This is a genomic window from Luteitalea sp. (genome assembly GCF_044337415.1).
Classification (GTDB): domain Bacteria; phylum Acidobacteriota; class Vicinamibacteria; order Vicinamibacterales; family Vicinamibacteraceae; genus Luteitalea.
Genome location: NZ_JBIINP010000020.1, coordinates 20,672 through 39,954 on the forward strand (window position 1 = coordinate 20,672; position 19,283 = coordinate 39,954).

A 19,283-nucleotide genomic window follows, 5' to 3' on the forward strand; every position below is an offset into this window, starting at 1 on the left:
GACTCCGACTCATGCGTGACGAACTCGCTCGTGTTGCCGGGGCGCCCCTGCGTGTCGTGGCCGCACTGTACTTCCTGTCGGGCATCAGCGGCCTCATGTACCAGGTGCTCTGGCTGCGCCTGCTGTCGGTGGTCTTCGGCGTCACCGCCTATGCCGCGAGCACGGTGCTGGCCAGCTTCATGGGCGGGCTGGCGCTCGGGAGCCTCATCGGCGGGCGCCTGGCCGACCGCGCCCGTCGTCCGCTGCGATGGTTTGCCGCAATCGAGGCCGGCATCGGCGTCAGCGCCCTGCTGACCCCGTGGCTGCTCGACGCCGCCCAGGGCCTCTATGCCGGCGTGGCGCGGTCCGTCCCAGACACGACGCTGGCGCTGACGCTCGCGCGACTGGCCTGCTCTGCCGTGATCCTGCTCCTGCCGACGGCACTCATGGGCGCCACGCTGCCCTTCGTCGTGAGGTCGGTGGCCACCCGCGGCGACATGGGCCCGCGCGTCGGCCTGCTGTACGCGGTCAACGCCGGGGGCGCCATCACGGGCGCGATCCTGGCCGGATTCTATCTGATTGGCGGCATCGGCCTGCGCGGCACCTTCCTCGTCGCCGCCAGCCTGAACCTGTTGGTGGCCGTCGGCGCGTGGGGGCTGTCGTCGCGCGCCACGCCGGATGCCGCCACGACCGGCACCGGCGATGCGGCGTTGCCCGGCGTCACCGGGGCCCGCTCCGTGCATGCCCCCGTGTCGGGCCTGACCGCCCGGCTGGTGCTGCTCTTCTTCCTGCTGTCGGGGCTGGCCTCGCTGGCGCTCGAGGTCATCTGGTTCCGGATGCTGGTGCTGATCCTGCCGGCCACGACCTACGCCTTCACCACGATGCTCGCCACCGTGCTGGGCGGCATCTCCGCGGGGAGCGCGATCGCCACGCGGATGCTGCGGCGCGAGCGGGACTGGGTTGCCACGCTCGTACGGCTCAACGTCGGGACGGCCATCGCGGTCCTGGCCTCGCGCCTGATCCTGACGACGACGTATGGGCTCGGCTGGCGCACGTCTGGCACGATCCAGGCGTCGGTGGTCGCCATCCTCCCGAGCGCCCTGCTGATGGGGCTCGCCTTCCCGATTGCGCTCCGCGCCTGGTCGGGCAGCGGCGATCCGGACGACCCGGCCCTGGCACGCCGCATCGGCGTGGCGTACGCCGTGAACATGGCGGGGGCCATCGCCGGTGCCATCCTCGGCGGCTTCGTGCTGCTGCCCCTGCTGGGCAGTCAGGTCAGCCTGGAGCTCATGGCTGCGGTGTACATCGCCAGTGGCCTGATGCTGGCCACCCGCGTCGCCGCGCCGCGCCGGGTCCTGCTGTCGGTGGCCGCGGCCGTCGTGCTGTGCGCCGTGCTGGGCCGGATGCAACAGGACCTGTTCGACGTCACCATCGGTCGCCGCTACCCGCATGGCGAGCGTGTGCTCTGGCGCGAGGAGGGGGTGCAGACGACCGTCTCGGTGAACCGGGCGCCCGGTGGCACGCAGGTCATGTACCTCGACGGCCTGCACCAGGCCAACGACTCGTTCTCGATGGTGCAGGTGCACTCGCAGATCGGCCTGTTCCCGCTGGCGCTGCATCCGTCGCCACGCGAGGTGCTCGTGATCGGCCTGGGCGGTGGGGTGACGGCGGGCGCCGTGAGCCGGCACGGCGGCGTGGACGTCGACGTGGTCGAGCTGTCGGACAGCGTGGTGAAGGGCGCGGCCAGGTTCGCCCATGTCAACAACGACGTGCTCCGCCAGCCCCGGGTGCACATGCGCGTGTCCGACGGCCGCAACTATCTCGCCCTGACCGACCGGCGCTACGACGTGATCACCGCCGACATCATCCAGCCGCAGCACGCGGGCGCCGGCCTCGTGTATTCACGCGAGTACTTCGAGCTCGCGCGCGCCGCGCTCAAGGACGACGGGATCATGCTGCAGTGGATCGGCCATCGCGCGAAGGTCGAGTACGACCTGATCATGCGGACGTTCCTCGAGGTGTTCCCCGACGCCACGCTGTGGAACGGCGGCACGCTGATGGCCGGGACGCGGCGGCCGCTCACGGTGAGCCGCGCCGCCTTCGACCGCAAGCGCGCCGATCCCGCCACCGCCGCGGCGCTCGACAGCGTCGGCCTCGGCACCTACGAGGCGCTGATCGGCCAGTTCAGCGGCGATGCAGCGGCGATGCGGGCCTTCGTCGGCCCGGGCCCGCTGCTCACCGACGATCGCCCGCGCATCGAGTACCACAAGTCGCTGCCGGACCGCAGCCAGATGGTCGATCTCTCGGCGTTCCGAGGCGAAGGACGCCAGCGCGTCGAAGCACCTTAGTCATGTCTCATGAGTCATGACTCATGACTCATGACTCATGCAACAGCAGCAGGCCGGCCACGGGCGTTACACCTCGACGGTGTTGCCGCTGCGGGCGGCCTTGAGGAGTGCGGTCAGGGTCTCGACGTGGTCGAGGCTCTCGTCGAGGGTCACCAGCGGCGGGCGCCCCTCGCGCGCCGCGGCGCGCACGTCGTCGACCTCGCCCTGATAGAGCGCCGGCCCCTCGACGGTGACGATCGTCGTCTCCCGTGCCGTCATCACCTCGATCGTCTCGGACATCTCGGGCTTGAAGGGGTGCCGGACGAGCAGGCGGCCCTCGCTGCCGATGATCTCCATCTCGGTCTTGAACGGCGACTCGAAGCTGCTGTGGACGTGGGCGACCACGTCGTCGGGAAACAGGATCTGGCCGAAGAACGAGAGGTCGATCTTCGCGGGTGACCAGTTGGCAGCGGCCTGCACCGACAGGGGACGCGTGCCGACGATGGTGCGCGCGAAGGAGACGGGATAGCAGCCGACGTCCCAGAGGCTGCCGCCGCCGTACTCGGGATCGAGCCGGGTGTCGCCCGGGCGATCGAGGGCGAACGAGAAGGTGCCGCGCACCCCCTGCAGGCGGCCGATGGTGCCGTCGTGCGCCAGTTCGCGCACCTTGGCCACCAGCGGATGGTGGCGATACATGAAGGCTTCGGTGATCACGACGTCGTGGCCGCGGGCCGCCGACTGCAGCGTGCGCACGCCCGAGCCTTCGAGGGCGATCGGCTTCTCCACGAGGACGTGCTTGCGTGCCTCGGCCGCCTTCACGGCCCACTCGACGTGCAGCGAGTGCGGCAGCGGGATGTACACCGCGTCGATGTCGGGATCGGCCAGCAGTTCCTCGTAGCTGCCGTAGGCGCGCGGGATGCCCTGCACCTCCGCGTACGTCTTCGCACGCGCGAGGCTGCGCGAGGCGATCGCGAGCAACTGGTGGCCGTTGGAGGCGAGCGGCCCGACGAGGGAACGGTTGATGCGGGCGACCCCGAGGATCCCCCAGCGGAACGGCGTGGCAGTGTCGGTCACAGGAAGGATGGTACCCAGAAATGCCGCGATGCTGGGTATGCCGGAATGCCGGGAGGCTGCTCAGCGCTCGACAGGCAAGGCGAAGGACTGAAGGCTGGGCGGGCCGATCCATAATCGCGGCATGGAACGGGTCCCCGGAACACCGGGCGCGCGGCCGACACGGGTGCAGTTGCTGGTCACCTGCCTCGTCGACCACTTCTCCCCCGACACCGCCGAGGCCGTGGTGCGGATCCTCGAGGCTGAGGGCGTGGAGGTGATCGTGCCCGCCGACCAGACATGCTGCGGCCAACCCGCCGCCAACGCCGGGGCGCGCCCCGACGCGGCGGCCATGGCGCGGCATACGATTGCGCTGCTCGAGCGCGATCCCGCGCCGGTCGTGGTGCCTTCCGGGTCCTGCACGGACATGCTGGTCCACCAGGCGCCCGCCCTGCTGGCCGACGATCCCGCGTGGGCGGCCCGCGCCGCGGCGGTCGCCGCGCGCACCTACGAGTTCACGCAGTTCCTCGTCGACGTGCTGGGCGTCTCGCGGCCTTCGCTGGGCAAGGTCGCAGGGGTGCCCGGCCAGGCCGAAGGCGCGCTCGCCTACCATGCGTGTTGCCACGGCCTGCGAGGCATCGGCGTCGACGCGCAGCCGCGCGCGCTGCTCGAGGGGATCGATGGCGCCGCCGTGGTCCCGCTGCCCGAGCACGACACGTGCTGCGGGTTCGGCGGGCTCTTCGCGGTGAAGCTGCCCGACATCTCGGGCGCCATGCTCGACCGCAAGTGCCGCCAGATTGCGGCGTGCGGCGCCGACACGATCGTGGTCACCGACATCAGTTGCGCGATGCACATGCAGGGTGGCCTGGACCGCAAGGGCCAGCCGGTCGCCGTGCGCCATATCGCCGACGTGCTCGCCGGGAGCCGGCGATGAGCCACGTCTCTCCCCTGCCCTTCTACACGCGGGCACGCCAGGCGCTGGCCGACCCGCAGTTGCAGACGGCCCTGGATCGCGCCACGCCGCGCATGGTCACGGCACGCCGTCAGGCCATCGCGACCATCCCCGACGGCGAGGCCGCACGCGATCATGCCCGGCTCGTCCGGGCACACACCATCGCCCACCTCGACCGGTACCTGACGCAGTTCGTCGACGCGGCGCGCGCCAACGGCACGCACGTGCACTTCGCGACCGACGCCGCCGAGGCGACGCGCCTGGTCGTCGACATCGCCCGTCGCCACGAGGCCCGGCGCGTCGTCAAGGGCAAGTCGATGGTCTCGGAGGAGATCGAGCTGAACGCGGCGCTCGAGGCCGCGGGCATGCGCGTCGTCGAGACCGACCTCGGCGAGTACGTGATCCAGCTCGATCACGACGTGCCGTCGCACATCATCGCGCCCATCATCCACAAGACGAAGGAGCAGGTGGCGGCCACCTTCCGCCGTGAGCTCGGCGCCAGCGAGGCCGAGGTGGCCGACATCCCGCAGATGACCGCCTTCGCGCGCCGCATGCTGCGCGCGGAGTTCCTGGCGGCCGACCTCGGCATCAGCGGCGTCAACTTCGCCGTGGCCGACAGCGGCAGCCTCTGCCTCGTCGAGAACGAGGGCAACGGCCGGCTCTCGACCACGGTGCCGCGCGTGCACGTGGCGCTGATGGGCATCGAACGGATCGTGCCCACCGCGGCCGACCTGGCCGTCTCGCTGCGGGTGCTCGCACGCAGTGGCACCGGACAGGCGCTGACGGTCTACACCAACGTGATCACCGGCCCGCGCCGCGAGGGCGACCCCGACGGGCCGTCCGAACTGCACGTGGTGATCGTCGACAACGGGCGCTCGCAGATGCTGCGGACGGAGCTCGAGGAAATCCTCTACTGCATCCGCTGCGGGGCCTGCCTGAACGTGTGCCCGGTGTACCAGGAGATCGGCGGCCACGCCTACGGGAGCGTCTATCCCGGCCCGGTGGGCGCCGTGTACACGCCGGGCGCCTTCGGTCTCGAACCGTGGGCCGACCTGCCGCAGGCCAGCAGCCTGTGCGGCGCCTGCAAGGACGCGTGCCCGGTCCGCATCGACATCCCGCGGATGCTGCTCGCGTTGCGGGCCCGCGCCGAGGAAGGCGGGCACACGCCGCGCTGGGTCGGCGACGGCCTGCGCCTGTTCCGCTTCATGGCCACCCGCCCGCGCCTGTTCCGGATCGCGTCGTCGATCGCCCGGCGCGTCTCGGGATGGGCCGGGCCGCGCGGCTTCGATCGGCTGCCGGGGCCGCTGGCGGGATGGACGCGCCACCGGCACTTCCCGCCCATGGCTGCCGAGACCTTCACCGAGCGCCGACGCCGCCGGACCCGGACATGACACACGATCTCTTCCCGCGCGGCTGGCTCGAGCGCCTCGCCCCGACGCGGGAGGTGCCACATCCGGGCGCCTTCCCCACCGCGCCGTTGCCTGACGGTCCGGACGCCGTCATCGCGCAGTTCACCGCGGCGATCGAGGCGGTGGGCGGGCGCGTGTCGCGCGCGGCGTCGACGGCCGAGGCCGCCGACGTGGTCCTCGGCTACCTCGACGCCCCGGAGTGGCGCACGCACGATCAGCAGGAACCCGGTCCGTTCGTCGCGTGGGATGCCGCGCATCTCCCGCTGCCCGACGTCGCCGGATACGTGGAGGCGCGCGGGGCGCGCAGGCTCGACGCCGGCGTGGGGGCCAGCCAGGCCGATCGCGACGAGGACTACCGCCGCCTCGATGCCGCCATCGTCGGGCTGACGGGCGCGCACGCGGCCCTGGCCGATACGGGGTCGGTCGTGCTGGTCCACGGCGAGGGACGAGGCCGCATCGTCTCCCTCCTGCCTCCGGTGCACGTCGCGCTCGTCGACGTGGCACGCCTGCACGCGACGCTCGGCGCCCTCTGGGCCGCCGAGCCTGACCTGCTGCGACAGGCGGCCAACCTGGTCGTGGTGACCGGGCCCAGCCGCACGGCCGACATCGAGATGACCCTGACACGCGGCGTGCACGGGCCACGCATCGTCCACGTGGTGTTCGTCGGATGAGCAGGCCGGACGAGCGTCGGGAATCGATCATCCGCGGCGTGGGCCTCGCGTGCAGCACGGCGGCGATGGCCGCGCTCGCCTGGCTGTTCGTGCACCAGCCCGAGAGCCTCGAGCAGTTGACCGGCGGCGTGGCCGCGGCCGTGGGCGTGTACGAGATCGATCAGGTCGCCTTCGATCAGGGCCGCGAGTTCTTCCGACAGGACAGGTTCGAGGAAGCGCGCGCCGCGTTCCAGCGGGCCGATCCGGCCACGCGGCACGCGCTGACGCAGTTCTACGTCGCCTACAGCTTCTACCGGCAGGGCTGGGGACGCGTCTACAGCGACGACGCCCTGTTCGCGCAAGGCGTCGCCGCGGTCGACAGGGCGATCGCGCTGGCGCCCGGCGGGGCCGTGCGCGTGGACGATCCGGCGCTCGACATGCACACGACCGACGAGTTGAAGGCCGAACTCGAACAGGGCCTCCGCCGCGACGCCTCCGACTTCAATCCCCTGCGCGTGCTGCGCCAGCGCCGATGACCACGCCCGTCGCGCGCCTCGTCACGCGTGAGGCCCTCCTCCTGCCCCTGTTGCTGACGGCGGTCGCGGCCGGCGGCGGCTTCCGATCGGATGTGCTGACCGGCGCCTGGCGCTTCCTCCCGCCCTCGCCGATGGCGCTGGTGCTGGGTGTGCTGCAGGTCGGCATCCTGATCCGCACCGGCGTGCTGGCGCCGTGGGCGCTGATCGGTCCGCACCGGAGCGGCCTGGCCAACGCCAACGGCGCGATGGTGCTCCTCACGCTGTTGATCGCCTCCGCGCAGGTGTTCACCGCGCTGTCACCGGAACGCGGCCTGCTGCACGTGCTCGCGACGGTGTTCTTCCTGCTCATGCTGGTGAACACGCTCGCGGCGGTGCCGACGCGCGCCCGCGCGATGCAGAGCCTCGGCGTGGTGCTGCTCTCGGCCTTCGTGCTGAAGCACGTGGTGCTGGACGCGCTGTACGCACCGGAAGGCAGCCTGGCGCGCAAGGTGGTGACGACGCTGCTCGAGGGCGTGTCGCTGGGGGCGCTGGGTTACACGGCGCACGGGCCAGCGACGGCCTACGTGGCCTTCGTGGTGATCGCCGCGTACCTGTTCGCGCTGGTGCTGCTGCCGGGCGACATCGACGCCGGCCTGGCGGTCGCGCCCCCGCGGACCAGTCGCGATCGGCGGATCGAGGACGAGACGCCGGCCGTGGCGGCGGTACTGCCGGCGACGCCCTCGAAGCGCTCGCTCACGACGACGAGCCTGACGCCCTCCAGCGACGCACGAGCGGGACGGCCAGATCCGGACGATCGGTAATCACGCCGCGCACGCCCCAGCCGAGCAGGCGCTCCATGGCCACGGGGTCGTCAACGGTCCAGACCGCCACCGGCAGGCCCGCGCGACGGGCCGCACGCACGAACCTGCGCGAGACCACGCGCGTCGGCCCCGACGTCTCCGGCACCTGGAAGGCGCGATAGGCCGTCTCACGCGGTGCCAGGCCCACCCACGAGCGGTAGAGGAACCAGCGGATCTCCTCGCGCGCGGCGCTCGTCGTGACGTCGGCGCCGGTCTCCCGCGCCGCCCGCACGACCGCGTCGGTGAATCCGCCGAAGCACACGCGCGACAGTGCGCCAGCCTCGCGCACGGCGGCCGCCGCGACACGCCCGACCTCGGGATCGGTCCCCTTGAGCTCGATGATGCAGGGGCACGCCGGATAGCGCGCGAGGACCTCGGTGAGGCGCGGGATGCGCGCGCCACGGCCGCGCCACGCGACGCCGTCGAGGTCGAGGAAGTGATGGCCGGCGTCGAGGCCCTGCAGGGCGTCGGCCGTGAGGCGCGACAACGGCCCTGTGCCGCTCGTGGTGCGATCGAGGGTCTCGTCGTGATGCACCATCGGCACACCGTCGCTGGACAGGCGCACGTCGAACTCGAGGCCATCGGCCCCGAGCGCGAGGCCGTGGTCGAAGGCGACGGTGGTGTTCTCGGGCCGGAGCCGCGATCCGCCGCGGTGCGCGAAGACGAGAGGCGCGTCGAGCGACAGGACGGGATGAGGCGCGTCGTGCGGAGCAACCATGCGGGCCGTGTGGGAGTCCTAGGGAGAGGTCGCTGCCGCGTTCGCGCGGCGTCGAGCCATCCCGGCTCGACTGGAATCGACCTGATACTATCGCCCCATGTCCCGACCGACAACGCTGGGTGCACTCAGGCAGGCGATTGCGGCCGGACAGGTCGCGCGTCGTCCGGTACGCACCGAACTCCGCGAGAACCTCCTGGCCCGCCTCAAGGAGGGCGGCCCGATCTTCCCGGGCGTGCTCGGCTACGACGACACGGTCGTGCCCCAGGTGGTCAACGCGATCCTGGCGCGGCACCACTTCATCCTGCTCGGCCTGCGCGGCCAGGCCAAGAGCCGCCTGCTCCGCGCGCTCACCACGCTCCTGGACGAGGCGATTCCGGTGATCCCGGGGTCCGAGATCAACGACGACCCGATCGCGCCCCTCAGCGCCTTCGGTCGGCAGCGCGTGGCCGAGGCGGGCGATGACCTGCCCATCGAATGGCTGTCGCGCGATCGTCGCTACGTCGAGAAGCTCGCGACGCCCGACGTGACCATCGCGGACATGATCGGCGACATCGATCCGATCAAGGCGGCGCGGAGTGGCCTCGCGCTCGGCGACGAGCTGACGATGCACTACGGGCTGCTGCCGCGCGCCAACCGCAGCATCTTCGCCATCAACGAACTGCCCGACCTCGCCGGGCGCATCCAGGTGGGCCTGTTCAACATCCTCCAGGAGGGGGATGTGCAGATCAAGGGCTTCCCCGTGCGCCTGCCGCTCGACATCCTGCTGGTGTTCAGCGCCAATCCCGAGGACTACACGGCGCGCGGCAAGATCATCACGCCGCTCAAGGACCGCATCGGCTCCGAGATCCGCACGCACTATCCGGCGACGCTCGCCGAGGGCGTGGCGATCACGGAGCAGGAAGCGTGGACGGCGCGCGAGATCCCCGGGGGCCACAAGATCGACGTGCCACGGTACGTGCGCGAGGTGGTCGAGGAAGTGGCCTTCCAGGCGCGCAAGGAGCCGAAGGTCGACAAGCGGTCGGGCGTGAGCCAGCGCCTGCCGATCACCGTGCTCGAGCACGTGGTCTCCAATGCCGAGCGTCGTGCCGTGCTCAACGCCGAGGGCATCGCGGTGCCGCGCGTCTCCGACGTGCATGCCGCCCTGCCGGCGATCACGGGCAAGCTCGAACTCGAGTACGAGGGCGAGCTGAAGGGCGCCGACAAGGTCGCCGCCGACATCATCAGGGCTGCGGTGGCCCAGGTGTTCGAGGCGCACCTCGGCTCGGCCAACGTCCGGCAGGTGGTCGAGTGGTTCGACATGGGCGGATCGCTGCAACTCGACGACACGGCCTCGGCCCGCACCCTGCTCGACGCCACGCGCAAGGTGCAGGGGCTCACCGACCTGGTCGAGGAGCTCGGCATTCCGGGCGGCGCGCCGGCCCCGGTGGTGGCCTCCGCCCTCGACTTCATCCTCGAGGGCCTGCACGCCCAGAAGCGCATCAGCCGCAGCGAGTCCGGCAAGTACACCGCCGGTGAGGAACCGGTCAGGCGCGGTGGCAAGGCCGACAAGCGGCGCGAACGCCAGATGCGCGAGGACGATGACGACGACAGCGGGTTCGGCGGCGGGGGCGGGGGGCGGTATTACAACTGATTCTTGTAATGCCGTGATGCTGCGATGCAGCAATGCCGAAGGTCGAAGGTAGAAGGTAGAAGGTAGAAGGTAGAAGGTAGAAGGTCGAAGGTCGAAGGTCGAAGGTCGAAGGCGGCAGCGTACACGCAACTCGTCCGCCGTAGCTCGGCGGCCACAAGCACAGACGGTGGCGAAGGCGGATGAAGTACAAGTACACGAAGTTCATCCCGGACGACCTCGAGGGCATCGACCTCGAGCAGCTGTTGTCGAAGCTGTCCGACCTGCTGCTGTCGAGCGGGTTCGAGAACCCGTACGAGCCCGACCCGAACGCGCATGGCCACACGCGCGACGAGTTGCGCGACGCGATCATGGAGGCCCTGCTCACCAACGGGCTCCTGTCGCCCGAGCAGATGGAGCGGCTCCTCGGTGAACCCGCCGACGGCGACAGTACGTCGGGCCTCGAGCAGTTGCTCGACAAGCTGATCGACCGCATGGGCCAGCAGGGGTACCTCACGCCGCAGCCCGAACAGGGCACGCTGAGCGGGGGCCAGCAGGGCAAGGACCTGCCGCCAGTGAAGTTCGAGGTCACCGACAAGGGGATCGACTTCCTCGGGTACCGCGCGCTACGCGACCTGCTCGGGTCGCTCGGGCGCAGCAGCGCCGGCCGGCACGACACGCGCGACATGGCGACGGGCATCGACGCCGGCGGGGCGATCAAGCCCTACGAGTTCGGCGACACGCTCAACCTCGACCCGGCCGCCACCCTGCTCAGCGCGGTGGGTCGGAACGGGCTGCCACGACCGGGCGAGGGCTTCGATCTCGACTACCAGGACCTGCACGTGACCCAGGGCGAGTACCAGAGCTCCTGCGCCACCGTGGTGATGCTCGACTGCAGCCACAGCATGATCCTCTACGGCGAGGACCGGTTCACGCCCGCCAAGCGCGTCGCCCTGGCCCTGGCCAATCTGATCCGCCACCAGTACCCCGGCGATGCGTTGAATGCCGTGCTGTTCCACGACTCGGCCGAGGAGGTCCCCGTCGAGCAGCTCGCGCGCGTCCGGGTGGGGCCGTACTACACCAACACGCGCGAGGGCCTGCGCCTGGCGCGCCGGATTCTCGAGCGCCAGAAGAAGGACATGCGGCAGATCGTGATGATCACCGACGGCAAGCCGTCGGCGATCACGCGCCCCGACGGGCAGATCTACCGCAATGCCTTCGGCCTCGACCCGTACATCGTGTCGGAGACGTTCGCGGAGGTCGCGGCCTGCCGCAAGGCGGGCATCATGATCAACACGTTCATGCTCGCGCGCGACTACGAGCTGATGGCGTTCGTGCGGCGCGTCGCCCAGATCTGTCACGGCAAGGCGTACTTCACCACGCCGATGACGCTGGGGCAGTACGTGCTGACCGACTACATGAACAACAAGACGCGCACGGTGCATTGAACCTGGTCCCGAGTACCGGGTGCCGGGTGCCGGCTGTCAACGTGGTGCGGTGTGATGACCCTCCCAGACGAGATTCCCCTCTTCCCGCTCTCCAACGTCGTGCTGTTTCCCGACGTGTTCCTGCCGCTCCACATCTTCGAGGAGCGCTACCGCGCCATGACACGCGAGGCCCTCGCCAGTCAGGGCCTGATCGGCATGACGGTGCTGCGCGAGGGCTGGCAGCAGGAGTACGAGGGCACGCCGCCGATCTACGCCACGGGCTGCGCGGGCACGATCGTCCACCACGAGCGACTCGACGATGGACGCTACAACCTGGTGTTGCAGGGCGTGGCGCGCTTCGAGGTGGAGCAGGAGCGCGACGCCGGTACGCCATACCGACTGGCGCGGGTGCGCTGGCACCGCGAGCCCGATGCCGACGGCCATCGCCCGACCGTGACGCGCCTGCGCAGGCAGGTGGAGACGCTGCTGCTGCCGGCCGTGGCCCGCGGCGAGGTGCGCCTGCCGGCCGGCCTGACCGACCAGGCACTCGTGAACGCCGTCTGCCAGGCGCTCGACGTCCCCATCGTCGAGAAGCTGGCGTTGCTGGAGAAGCCCGATGTCGTGACGCGCGGGCAGGCCCTGCTGCCGATCCTCGAACGCCTGCTGATCAGGCTGTCGGGGTCGGGACAGGTACATTAGCCATTCAGAGTTCAAGATTCAGAATGAAGCGCAGCTCGACGCGCCGCCACGCTGCGCGGGAGTCACGATTGCCGACCGGAGCCCAGACCCGCGGGCTGCCGGGAAACGTTCTCGGCAGATGGCGGTGCGGGCCGCGCGCTTCATTCTGAACTCTGAATTCTGAATGACTACGTGCGCTGGATGAGCTGGAGGAACTCCCCGCGGGTGCGGGCGTCGCTGCGGAACGTGCCGAGCATGGCGCTGGTGACCGTCGCCGAGTTCTGCTTCTCCACGCCGCGCATGGCCATGCACAGGTGCGTGCCCTGCATCACCACGGCGACGCCGAGCGGGTCGATGGCCTCGCGGACGCATTCGGCGATCTCGTTGGTCAGGCGTTCCTGCACCTGCAGGCGCCGGCTGAAGACGTCGACCAACCGGGGGATCTTGCTGAGGCCGATGACCTGCGTCCTGGGCATGTAGGCGACGTGGCACTTGCCGAAGAACGGCAGCAGGTGATGCTCGCACAGGCTGTAGAAATCGATATCCCTGACGATCACCATCTCGCTGTAGTCGACGGTGAACAGGGCGCCGTTCAGGATCTGGTCGATGTCGGCGGCATAGCCGCTCGTGAGGAACTTCATCGACTTCTCGACGCGTTCCGGGGTCTTGAGCAATCCCTCCCTGCTAGGATCTTCTCCCAGTTGCTCCAGCAGGGACCGGATGAGAGTCTGCATCACGTCAGTCTACCTTCTTGCGGCCGCCATGGCCCTCTGTGTGGACGCCACCCTCGTGGCGCAGGTTCCGGCGTCGGCCGACGCGCTGTTTGCGCGGCGTGAGGATCCCGTCGCCGCACGGCAGGCGGCCGACCAGTACCAGGCGCAGCACCGTGCCGCACCGCGCGACTTCGTGGCCGCGTGGAAGCTGGCGCGCGCCAGCTACTACCTCGGGACGCAGGGGCCGGCGCCCGAGCGCCGCATGTGGCTGGAGACCGGACTGGCGGCGGCCACCGATGCCGTCTCGTTGAATGAGGTGCGCCCCGAGGGGCACTTCTGGCTGGCGGCCAACATGGGGGCGCTGGCCGAGTCGTACGGCCTGCGGCAGGGACTCAAGTACCGGACACGCATCCGCCAGGCCCTCGAGCGGGTGCTCGGCATCGATCCGGCCTTCATGGAAGGGTCGGCGGACCGCGCACTCGGCCGGTGGTACCACAAGGTGCCGGGACTGTTCGGGGGCAGCGCCGCGAAGGCCGAACAGCACCTGCGCCGCAGCCTGACCTACAACCCGCAGTCGACGGTGAGCCTGTTCTTCCTCGCGGAGTTGTATGCCGACGAGGGGCGCCCGGCGGAGGCGCGACGCCTGCTCCAGCAGGTACTCGAGACGCCGGTGCACAAGGAGTACGCGGCGGAGGACCGCGCCTACAAGGCGCAGGCCCTCGAACGCCTGCGTGGCCTCAGCTCACGACGTTGACCCGCCCGGCTCGGGCTGCCACAACTGCCGGACCTCCTCGATGGCCGAGCGCCGGCGCTGCTCGTGCTCGAGATCGGCTTCGATGAAGCGCAGGCCTTCGAGCACCCAGCGGGCCATGTCGGGGTTCACCAGGCGGTAGTACACGTGCCGGCCTTCGCGTCGCTCGGCCACCAGGCGGTGGGCGCGGAGAATGGCGAGGTTCTGGGACGTCCGGGAGTGGGTGGTGTCGAGCGCCGCCTGCAGGGCGTTGACGTCGCGCTCGCCGTCGCGCAACTCCTCGACGATGCGGATGCGGTCGGGATGGCTGAAGACGCTGAAGAGCTGCCCCAGTTCCTTGGCGACCAGTTGGCGGTGTGGCATGGCTCAGAGTTGCTCACATGCAGACATTTGCATGTGAGGACACAAACGAGCGTACGCCTCCGGCTGGGCCGGGGTCAAGGCGCGGGGCCCCGCTGGAGGGCCAACGACATGACCTTGGCGTCTGAGGTTATGCATAGGAAGGACGGGAATGGCGACCAAAAATGGTTGACATGCGTCCTACATGTCACGTATGTCTGTATGTGCAAATGTTTGCACATTACGACACCTAGCCATGAGTGACCTGATGCCCACCCCCACCGCCTTCGACCCGGCCGCGTGGCGCGCGCTCGTGCGCTGGATGCTCGAGACCCATCACGTGGAGGCCTCGCCCGAGCACCTCGACGCGGCCGTCCGTCGCCTCGAGTCCAGGGCTGCCGACGCGCCCGTCGACCAGATGGTGTGGGTCCTGCAGCGGGTCGGCCTCGACGGCATCCTCGTCGATCGCCCCTTCGACGAGGTCGTCCGCGACGCCGAACCCACGCACCCCTGGGTCACCTTCGGGGCCCGTCACGACCGCCTCGCGCCCGTCGCCGTCCTCGGTGCCGCGCGCGGCGGACGCGTGACCGTCGTCGACCCGATGAACTCGCCGCGGCCGCGCACCGTGCGCATCCAGGACCTGGCCGCGCAGCTCGGGCTGCCGGACATGAGCGCGCACGTCCGCTGGATGGTGGCCGAGTCGGTCGCCCCGCTGGCGGCGATGCGGTCGCGTGGCGATACGCCGATGGACCCGATCGCGCGGCTGAAGGCCCTGCTCCAGGGCGAGCGCCAGACGCTGTGGGTCGCCGTCGTCTACTCGGTGGTCATCGGCCTGCTGTCGCTGGTGGTGCCCATCGCCGTGCAGTCGCTGGTGAACACCATCGCCTTCGGCTCGGCGACGCAGCCGCTGGTGGTGCTGACGCTGCTCGTGGCGGTCGGTCTCGGCTTCTCGGCGGCCATCAACGCGCTGCGCGCCGGCGTGGTCGAGATCATCCAGCGCAGCCTGTTCGCGCGCACCGCCATCGACGTCACGCACCGCCTGCTGCGCGTGCGGGCCGAGGCCTTCGACCGCTATCACGGGCCCGAGCTGGTCAACCGCTTCTTCGACGTGGTGACGGTCCAGAAGTCGGCCGCGCTGCTGCTCATCGACGGCCTGAGCGTCGTCATGCAGACCGTGATCGGCATGGTGCTGCTGGCGCTCTACCACCCCTGGCTGCTGGCCTTCGACGTCCTGATGGTGCTCGCGATGCTCGTCATCGTCTTCGTGCTCGGGCGCGGCGCCATCTACACGAGCATCGGCGAGTCCAAGGCCAAGTACGCCCTGGAGGCGTGGCTCGAGCAGATTGCCTCGCACCTGGTGACCTTCAAGTCGAAGGGCGGCGCGGAGTACGCGACGCGCAAGTCGCAGGCGCTGCTCGAGGACTACCTCATCTATCGCGCCAAGCACTTCAAGATCCTGCTGCGGCAGATCATCGGCTCGTTCGCGCTGCAGGCGGTGGCCAGTTCGGCGCTGCTCGGCATCGGCGGCTGGCTCGTGATCGAGCGACAGCTCACCCTGGGCCAGCTGGTGGCCAGTGAGCTCATCGTGGCGCTGATGGTCAGTGCGTTCACCAAGTTCGGCAAGCAGCTGGAGGTCTTCTACGACCTGGCGGCGGCGATCGACAAGCTGGGCGCGCTGGTCGACCTGCCGCTCGAGCGCACCGGCGGCGAGGCGACGCTGGCGCCATCGGGCCCGGCATCCCTGTCGCTGCAGGGCGTGCAGGTGCGCTACCCCGACAGCGACGTCGCCGCCCTCAGCGTGGCACGCCTCGACGTGGCGGCCGGCGAGCGCCTCGGTGTGGCCGGCCCGATCGGCTCGGGCAAGAGCACGCTGGCCGACATCCTGTTCGGCCTGCGGGCGCCGGCGCGGGGTACGCTGCTGCTCGACGGCTACGACACGCGCGACATCCCGCTGGCCGACCTCCGCCAGTGCGTGTCGCTGGTGCGCGGCATCGAGGTCTTCCCGGGCTCGGTCATCGACAACGTACGGCTCGGGCGCGAAGATCTGAGCCTGGCCGACGTCAACGATGCCCTCGGCCGCGTCGGCCTGCTCGACGAACTGCAGTCGCTCCCCGAGGGGCTGGCGACCAAGCTGCACCCCACGGCCCGGCCGCTGTCGTCGCGGCAGGCGTGGCGGCTGATGGTGGCGCGCGCCATCGCCGGCCAGCCGCGGCTGCTCGTCGTGGACGGCGTGCTCGACCAGATCGACTATTCCGATGACCGCGAGCGGTTGATGCAGATTCTGTTCGGCGCCGATGCGCCGTGGACGTTGGTGTGCATCACCGACGGGCCCGATCTGCTGGCCCGCTGTTCGCGTGTGGTGACCCTGCAGGGCGGCCAGGTCCGTGAAGGCCGCCCCGACATGGGGGAGGTGGACGCATGAAGCCCGTGACGACCTCGCACCAGTGGCGCACCGAAGGCCGCGTCGCGCTGCAGGCGCTGCACGCGCCCCGCGCCTCGCGCGTGCTGGCGCGCCTGCTGCTCCTGCTCATCGGGTTGGGGGCGTTGCTGCTGGTGGTGACCCCCTGGCAGCAGAACATCCCGGGCACGGGCCGCGTGCTCGCCTACAACCCCGAGGAGCGCCCGCAGAACGTGCAGGCGCCCATCGATGGCCGGATTGCGCAGTGGTATGTCGTGGAAGGCACGCCGGTGAAGAAGGGCGACCCGCTCGTCGACCTCACCGACAACGACCCGGCAATCATGCAGCGCCTCGGCGAGGAACGCGAGTCGCTCGAGCGCAGCATCACCGAGACCGAGCGGCGCATGCGCGCGATCGAGCAGCGCGTCTCTGGCCTGAAGGACACGCAGGTGACCGGCGTCGAAGCCGCGGACCTGCGCGTGCGCATGGCCCGCGAGCGCGTCTCGGCGGCCGACCAGGCGTTGTCGGCCGCGAAGGCCGCCAAGCTCACCGCCGACCTGAACCTGGAGCGCCAGCGGGCGCTCGCGAAGAAGGGCCTCACCTCCACGCGCTTCGTGGAACTGGCCGAGCTCGAGACGGCAACGCGCGTGGCCGATGTGGATCGCGCCGTCGCGGCGCTCAATGCCGCCCGCGCCGAGCAGAGCTCGCTGGATCAGGAACGGCTGCGTACGGGTGCCGATGCCGGCACCCGCATCGACGAAGCGTGGGCGTCGCACGCCTCGGCCGCGAGCGACCTGGCCAAGGCCCGGGCCGACCTGACGCGGCTCGACGTCCGCGTCGCGCGACAGTCGACCCAGAAGGTCTCCGCCCCGGTCGACGGCACCGTGTGGCGCGTCGTGGCGCGACAGAACGGCGAGTTCCTCAAGGCGGGCGCCACGCTCGTGGTCATCGTGCCGACGACCACGCGCACGGTGGTCGAGCTCTACCTGAACGGCAACGACGTGCCCATGGTCAGCGCCGGCCGCACGGTGCGGCTGCAGTTCGAGGGCTGGCCCGCGCTGCAGTTCAGCGGCTGGCCGTCGGTCGCCGTCGGGACGTTCGGCGGGCGCGTGCTGCTGGTGGACGCGACCGACGATGGGAAGGGCAAGTTCCGGGTGCTGGTGGAGCCCGATCCGGCCGACGACCCGTGGCCGGCGGCCCAGTACCTCCGCCAGGGCGTGCGCGCCAACGGCTGGGTGCTGCTCGACGTCGTGTCGCTCGGCTACGAGCTGTGGCGGCAGTTCAACGGCTTCCCGCCCGTCGTCGCGATGGAGGAGTACGGCGACGGCAAGGACAGCGACGGCAACGTCGTGAAGGTCAAGGGCGCCAAGTGATGCGCGTGTTCGTGATGGCCGCCCTGCTGGCGGCCGTGGTGGGCGCCTCGCGCCCCGCGGGGGCGCAGTCGCCCCTGACGGTCGAGGAAGTGCTGGCGGCCGTGGACCGCGCCTACCCGCTGCTCGACGCGGCGCGGCAGGAGCAGGAAGCCGCGGCGGGCGAGGCCACGGCGGCCCAGGGCGCGTTCGACCTGCGCCTGCTGGCCGGCGGCGACATGTTCCGCGGGAACGTGTACGACAACGAGAGTGCGTCGGTGAATCTGTACCAGCCACTCACGTTCGCGGGCGCCAACGTGTTCGGCGGGTACCGCATCGGCCGGGGCACCTACGCGCCCTACGATGGCAAGTCGCAGACCCTGACCGACGGCGAGTGGAAGGCCGGGGTCTCGCTGCCGCTGTTGCGCAACCGCGCCATCGACAGCCGGCGCGGCGCGCTCGAGCGCACCGAGCTCGGCCGCCAGCTCGCCGACCAGCGCGTGGCCGCCTCGCGGCTGCGCTTCCTCGGCGAGGCCGCCGTCCGGTACTGGGACTGGGTCGCCGCGGGGCGCCAGCAGGCGGTGGCCACCCAGCTGCTCCAGATCGCGGAGGTGCGCGACCGCGACCTGGCCGACGCCATCGACCTCGGCTCGGTCGCCCCCGTGGAACGCATCGACAATCGCCGGGCCATCCTGCAGCGCCAGAGCGGCGTGGTGTCGGCCCGCCGAAGCACCGAGCGCCAGGCCATCAACGTGTCGCTGTACTACCGGGCGATCGACGGCACCATGGTGCAGCCGACCGAGACCCGCCTGCCGACGGCCATGGCCCCGCCGCCGCCGCGCCTGACGCGCGAGCAGGTGGACGCCGACATCCGCCAGGCGCTGGAGTCGCGACCTGATGTGCGGGCGATTGTGCTCAGCCGCCAGCAGCAGGAGGTCACCCTCGAACTGGCGCGCAACGAGCTGTTGCCGACCTTCGACGTCTTTGCCGAGGTCTCGCGGGACGTGGGGGACGGGTCGCGGACTCTCCAGGGCACCGAACTCGATGCCGGCGCCACCTTCCAACTGCCGATCCAGCGACGGCAGGGCAAAGGTCAGACCCGCGTGGCGTTGGCGGCGCTGGGTCGGCTCGATGCCGAACTGCGCTTCGCCCGCGACCGGGTGCGGGCGGAGGTCGAGGACGCGGCCAGCGCGCTGGCGGCGGCGCTGGAGGTGGTCGAGGTGGTGCGCATGGAGGTCGGCGTCGCACGGGAACTGGAACAGGCCGAACGCGACAAGTTCACGCTAGGTGATTCGACCCAGTTCCTGGTCAACCTCCGTGAACTGGCGACCGCCGATGCCGCCTTCCGGGAGATCAGCGCCACGGCCGAGGCACACAAGGCCCGCGTCGCCTACGACGTGGCCACCGCTCGTCTCGGACTGCTGGTGGGGCGCCCCTGACACAGGCCGCCCTGTCCCTGCAGAGCGCCACCTCACCCCGCCCTTGGTTCAACAATTTGAATACCCGTCATCCATCATCATGGATCTGATGAACTGATCCCGCCGGAATATCGCAAATAGTCA

The 19,283-nt window shown here is 70.5% G+C and carries 17 protein-coding genes; 13 read left to right on the top strand and 4 right to left on the bottom strand.

Going from position 1 to position 19,283, the window contains the following annotated elements:
• Positions 1 to 11: 11 nt before the first annotated feature.
• On the top strand, positions 12 to 2,327 hold the full coding sequence (locus ACIRDX_RS05775) for a fused MFS/spermidine synthase (RefSeq protein ID WP_396624456.1): 2,316 nt from the start codon (positions 12 to 14) through the stop codon (positions 2,325 to 2,327).
• Positions 2,328 to 2,393: 66 nt separating this feature from the next.
• Here ACIRDX_RS05775 and ACIRDX_RS05780 read toward each other — a convergent pair whose 3' ends face one another.
• Positions 2,394 to 3,380, bottom strand: coding sequence for a Gfo/Idh/MocA family protein (locus ACIRDX_RS05780; RefSeq protein ID WP_396624457.1), 987 nt, complete (start codon positions 3,378 to 3,380; stop codon positions 2,394 to 2,396).
• A gap of 121 nt (positions 3,381 to 3,501) precedes the next feature.
• Between ACIRDX_RS05780 and ACIRDX_RS05785 the strand changes: the two genes are divergently transcribed.
• The 5 genes from ACIRDX_RS05785 to ACIRDX_RS05805 are packed head-to-tail and all read left to right on the top strand — an operon-like array spanning position 3,502 to position 7,703.
• Positions 3,502 to 4,290: a (Fe-S)-binding protein gene (locus ACIRDX_RS05785; RefSeq protein ID WP_396624458.1), complete on the top strand. Its 789-nt coding sequence runs from the start codon at positions 3,502 to 3,504 to the stop codon at positions 4,288 to 4,290.
• On the top strand, positions 4,287 to 5,699 hold the full coding sequence (locus ACIRDX_RS05790; RefSeq protein WP_396624459.1) for a LutB/LldF family L-lactate oxidation iron-sulfur protein: 1,413 nt from the start codon (positions 4,287 to 4,289) through the stop codon (positions 5,697 to 5,699). Before ACIRDX_RS05785 ends, ACIRDX_RS05790 begins: the two co-directional genes overlap by 4 nt.
• Positions 5,696 to 6,388 carry a lactate utilization protein C gene (locus ACIRDX_RS05795; protein WP_396624460.1) on the top strand — a complete coding sequence of 231 codons (693 nt, stop codon included), beginning with the start codon at positions 5,696 to 5,698 and terminating at the stop codon, positions 6,386 to 6,388. The genes ACIRDX_RS05790 and ACIRDX_RS05795 overlap by 4 nt, the downstream gene beginning before the upstream one ends.
• Positions 6,385 to 6,903 (top strand): hypothetical protein, encoded by a 519-nt coding sequence (locus ACIRDX_RS05800; protein ID WP_396624461.1) that lies wholly within the window; start codon positions 6,385 to 6,387, stop codon positions 6,901 to 6,903. The genes ACIRDX_RS05795 and ACIRDX_RS05800 overlap by 4 nt, the downstream gene beginning before the upstream one ends.
• Complete coding sequence (locus ACIRDX_RS05805) at positions 6,900 to 7,703, top strand: hypothetical protein (protein WP_396624462.1); 804 nt, start codon at positions 6,900 to 6,902, stop codon at positions 7,701 to 7,703. The genes ACIRDX_RS05800 and ACIRDX_RS05805 overlap by 4 nt, the downstream gene beginning before the upstream one ends.
• On the opposite strand, the gene ACIRDX_RS05810 is transcribed toward ACIRDX_RS05805, so the two are convergent.
• Positions 7,636 to 8,460 (bottom strand): glycerophosphodiester phosphodiesterase, encoded by an 825-nt coding sequence (locus ACIRDX_RS05810; protein WP_396624463.1) that lies wholly within the window; start codon positions 8,458 to 8,460, stop codon positions 7,636 to 7,638. The genes ACIRDX_RS05805 and ACIRDX_RS05810 overlap by 68 nt on opposite strands.
• A 97-nt stretch (positions 8,461 to 8,557) precedes the next feature.
• On the opposite strand from ACIRDX_RS05810, the gene ACIRDX_RS05815 reads away from it, so the two are divergent.
• The 3 genes from ACIRDX_RS05815 (at position 8,558) to ACIRDX_RS05825 (ending at position 12,192) form a co-directional block, all read left to right on the top strand.
• Positions 8,558 to 10,090 (top strand): magnesium chelatase, encoded by a 1,533-nt coding sequence (locus ACIRDX_RS05815; RefSeq protein ID WP_396624464.1) that lies wholly within the window; start codon positions 8,558 to 8,560, stop codon positions 10,088 to 10,090.
• A 179-nt stretch (positions 10,091 to 10,269) separates the two neighbouring features.
• Positions 10,270 to 11,514 (top strand): VWA domain-containing protein, encoded by a 1,245-nt coding sequence (locus tag ACIRDX_RS05820; RefSeq protein WP_396624465.1) that lies wholly within the window; start codon positions 10,270 to 10,272, stop codon positions 11,512 to 11,514.
• A gap of 54 nt (positions 11,515 to 11,568) precedes the next feature.
• Complete coding sequence (locus ACIRDX_RS05825; RefSeq protein WP_396624466.1) at positions 11,569 to 12,192, top strand: LON peptidase substrate-binding domain-containing protein; 624 nt, start codon at positions 11,569 to 11,571, stop codon at positions 12,190 to 12,192.
• Between the two features lie 167 nt (positions 12,193 to 12,359).
• On the opposite strand, the gene folE is transcribed toward ACIRDX_RS05825, so the two are convergent.
• Entirely contained in the window at positions 12,360 to 12,905 is a 546-nt protein-coding gene (gene folE, locus ACIRDX_RS05830) for a GTP cyclohydrolase I FolE (RefSeq protein WP_396624467.1), read from the bottom strand.
• A 40-nt stretch (positions 12,906 to 12,945) separates the two neighbouring features.
• Here folE and ACIRDX_RS05835 point away from each other — a divergent pair, with 40 nt between their 5' ends.
• Positions 12,946 to 13,638, top strand: coding sequence for a TRAP transporter TatT component family protein (locus tag ACIRDX_RS05835; protein ID WP_396624468.1), 693 nt, complete (start codon positions 12,946 to 12,948; stop codon positions 13,636 to 13,638).
• On the opposite strand, the gene ACIRDX_RS05840 is transcribed toward ACIRDX_RS05835, so the two are convergent.
• Positions 13,627 to 13,998, bottom strand: a complete 372-nt coding sequence (locus ACIRDX_RS05840) for an ArsR/SmtB family transcription factor (RefSeq protein ID WP_396624469.1) — start codon at positions 13,996 to 13,998, stop codon at positions 13,627 to 13,629. The two genes, ACIRDX_RS05835 and ACIRDX_RS05840, sit on opposite strands and share 12 nt — an antisense overlap.
• A 244-nt stretch (positions 13,999 to 14,242) precedes the next feature.
• On the opposite strand from ACIRDX_RS05840, the gene ACIRDX_RS05845 reads away from it, so the two are divergent.
• The 3 genes from ACIRDX_RS05845 to ACIRDX_RS05855 are packed head-to-tail and all read left to right on the top strand — an operon-like array spanning position 14,243 to position 19,160.
• Positions 14,243 to 16,396: a peptidase domain-containing ABC transporter gene (locus ACIRDX_RS05845; protein WP_396624470.1), complete on the top strand. Its 2,154-nt coding sequence runs from the start codon at positions 14,243 to 14,245 to the stop codon at positions 16,394 to 16,396.
• On the top strand, positions 16,393 to 17,745 hold the full coding sequence (locus tag ACIRDX_RS05850) for an HlyD family secretion protein (RefSeq protein ID WP_396624471.1): 1,353 nt from the start codon (positions 16,393 to 16,395) through the stop codon (positions 17,743 to 17,745). The genes ACIRDX_RS05845 and ACIRDX_RS05850 overlap by 4 nt, the downstream gene beginning before the upstream one ends.
• The gene (locus tag ACIRDX_RS05855; protein WP_396624472.1) at positions 17,745 to 19,160 is read left to right on the top strand and encodes a TolC family protein; all 1,416 of its coding nucleotides are present in this window, start codon (positions 17,745 to 17,747) and stop codon (positions 19,158 to 19,160) included. Before ACIRDX_RS05850 ends, ACIRDX_RS05855 begins: the two co-directional genes overlap by 1 nt.
• Positions 19,161 to 19,283 lie beyond the last annotated feature (123 nt).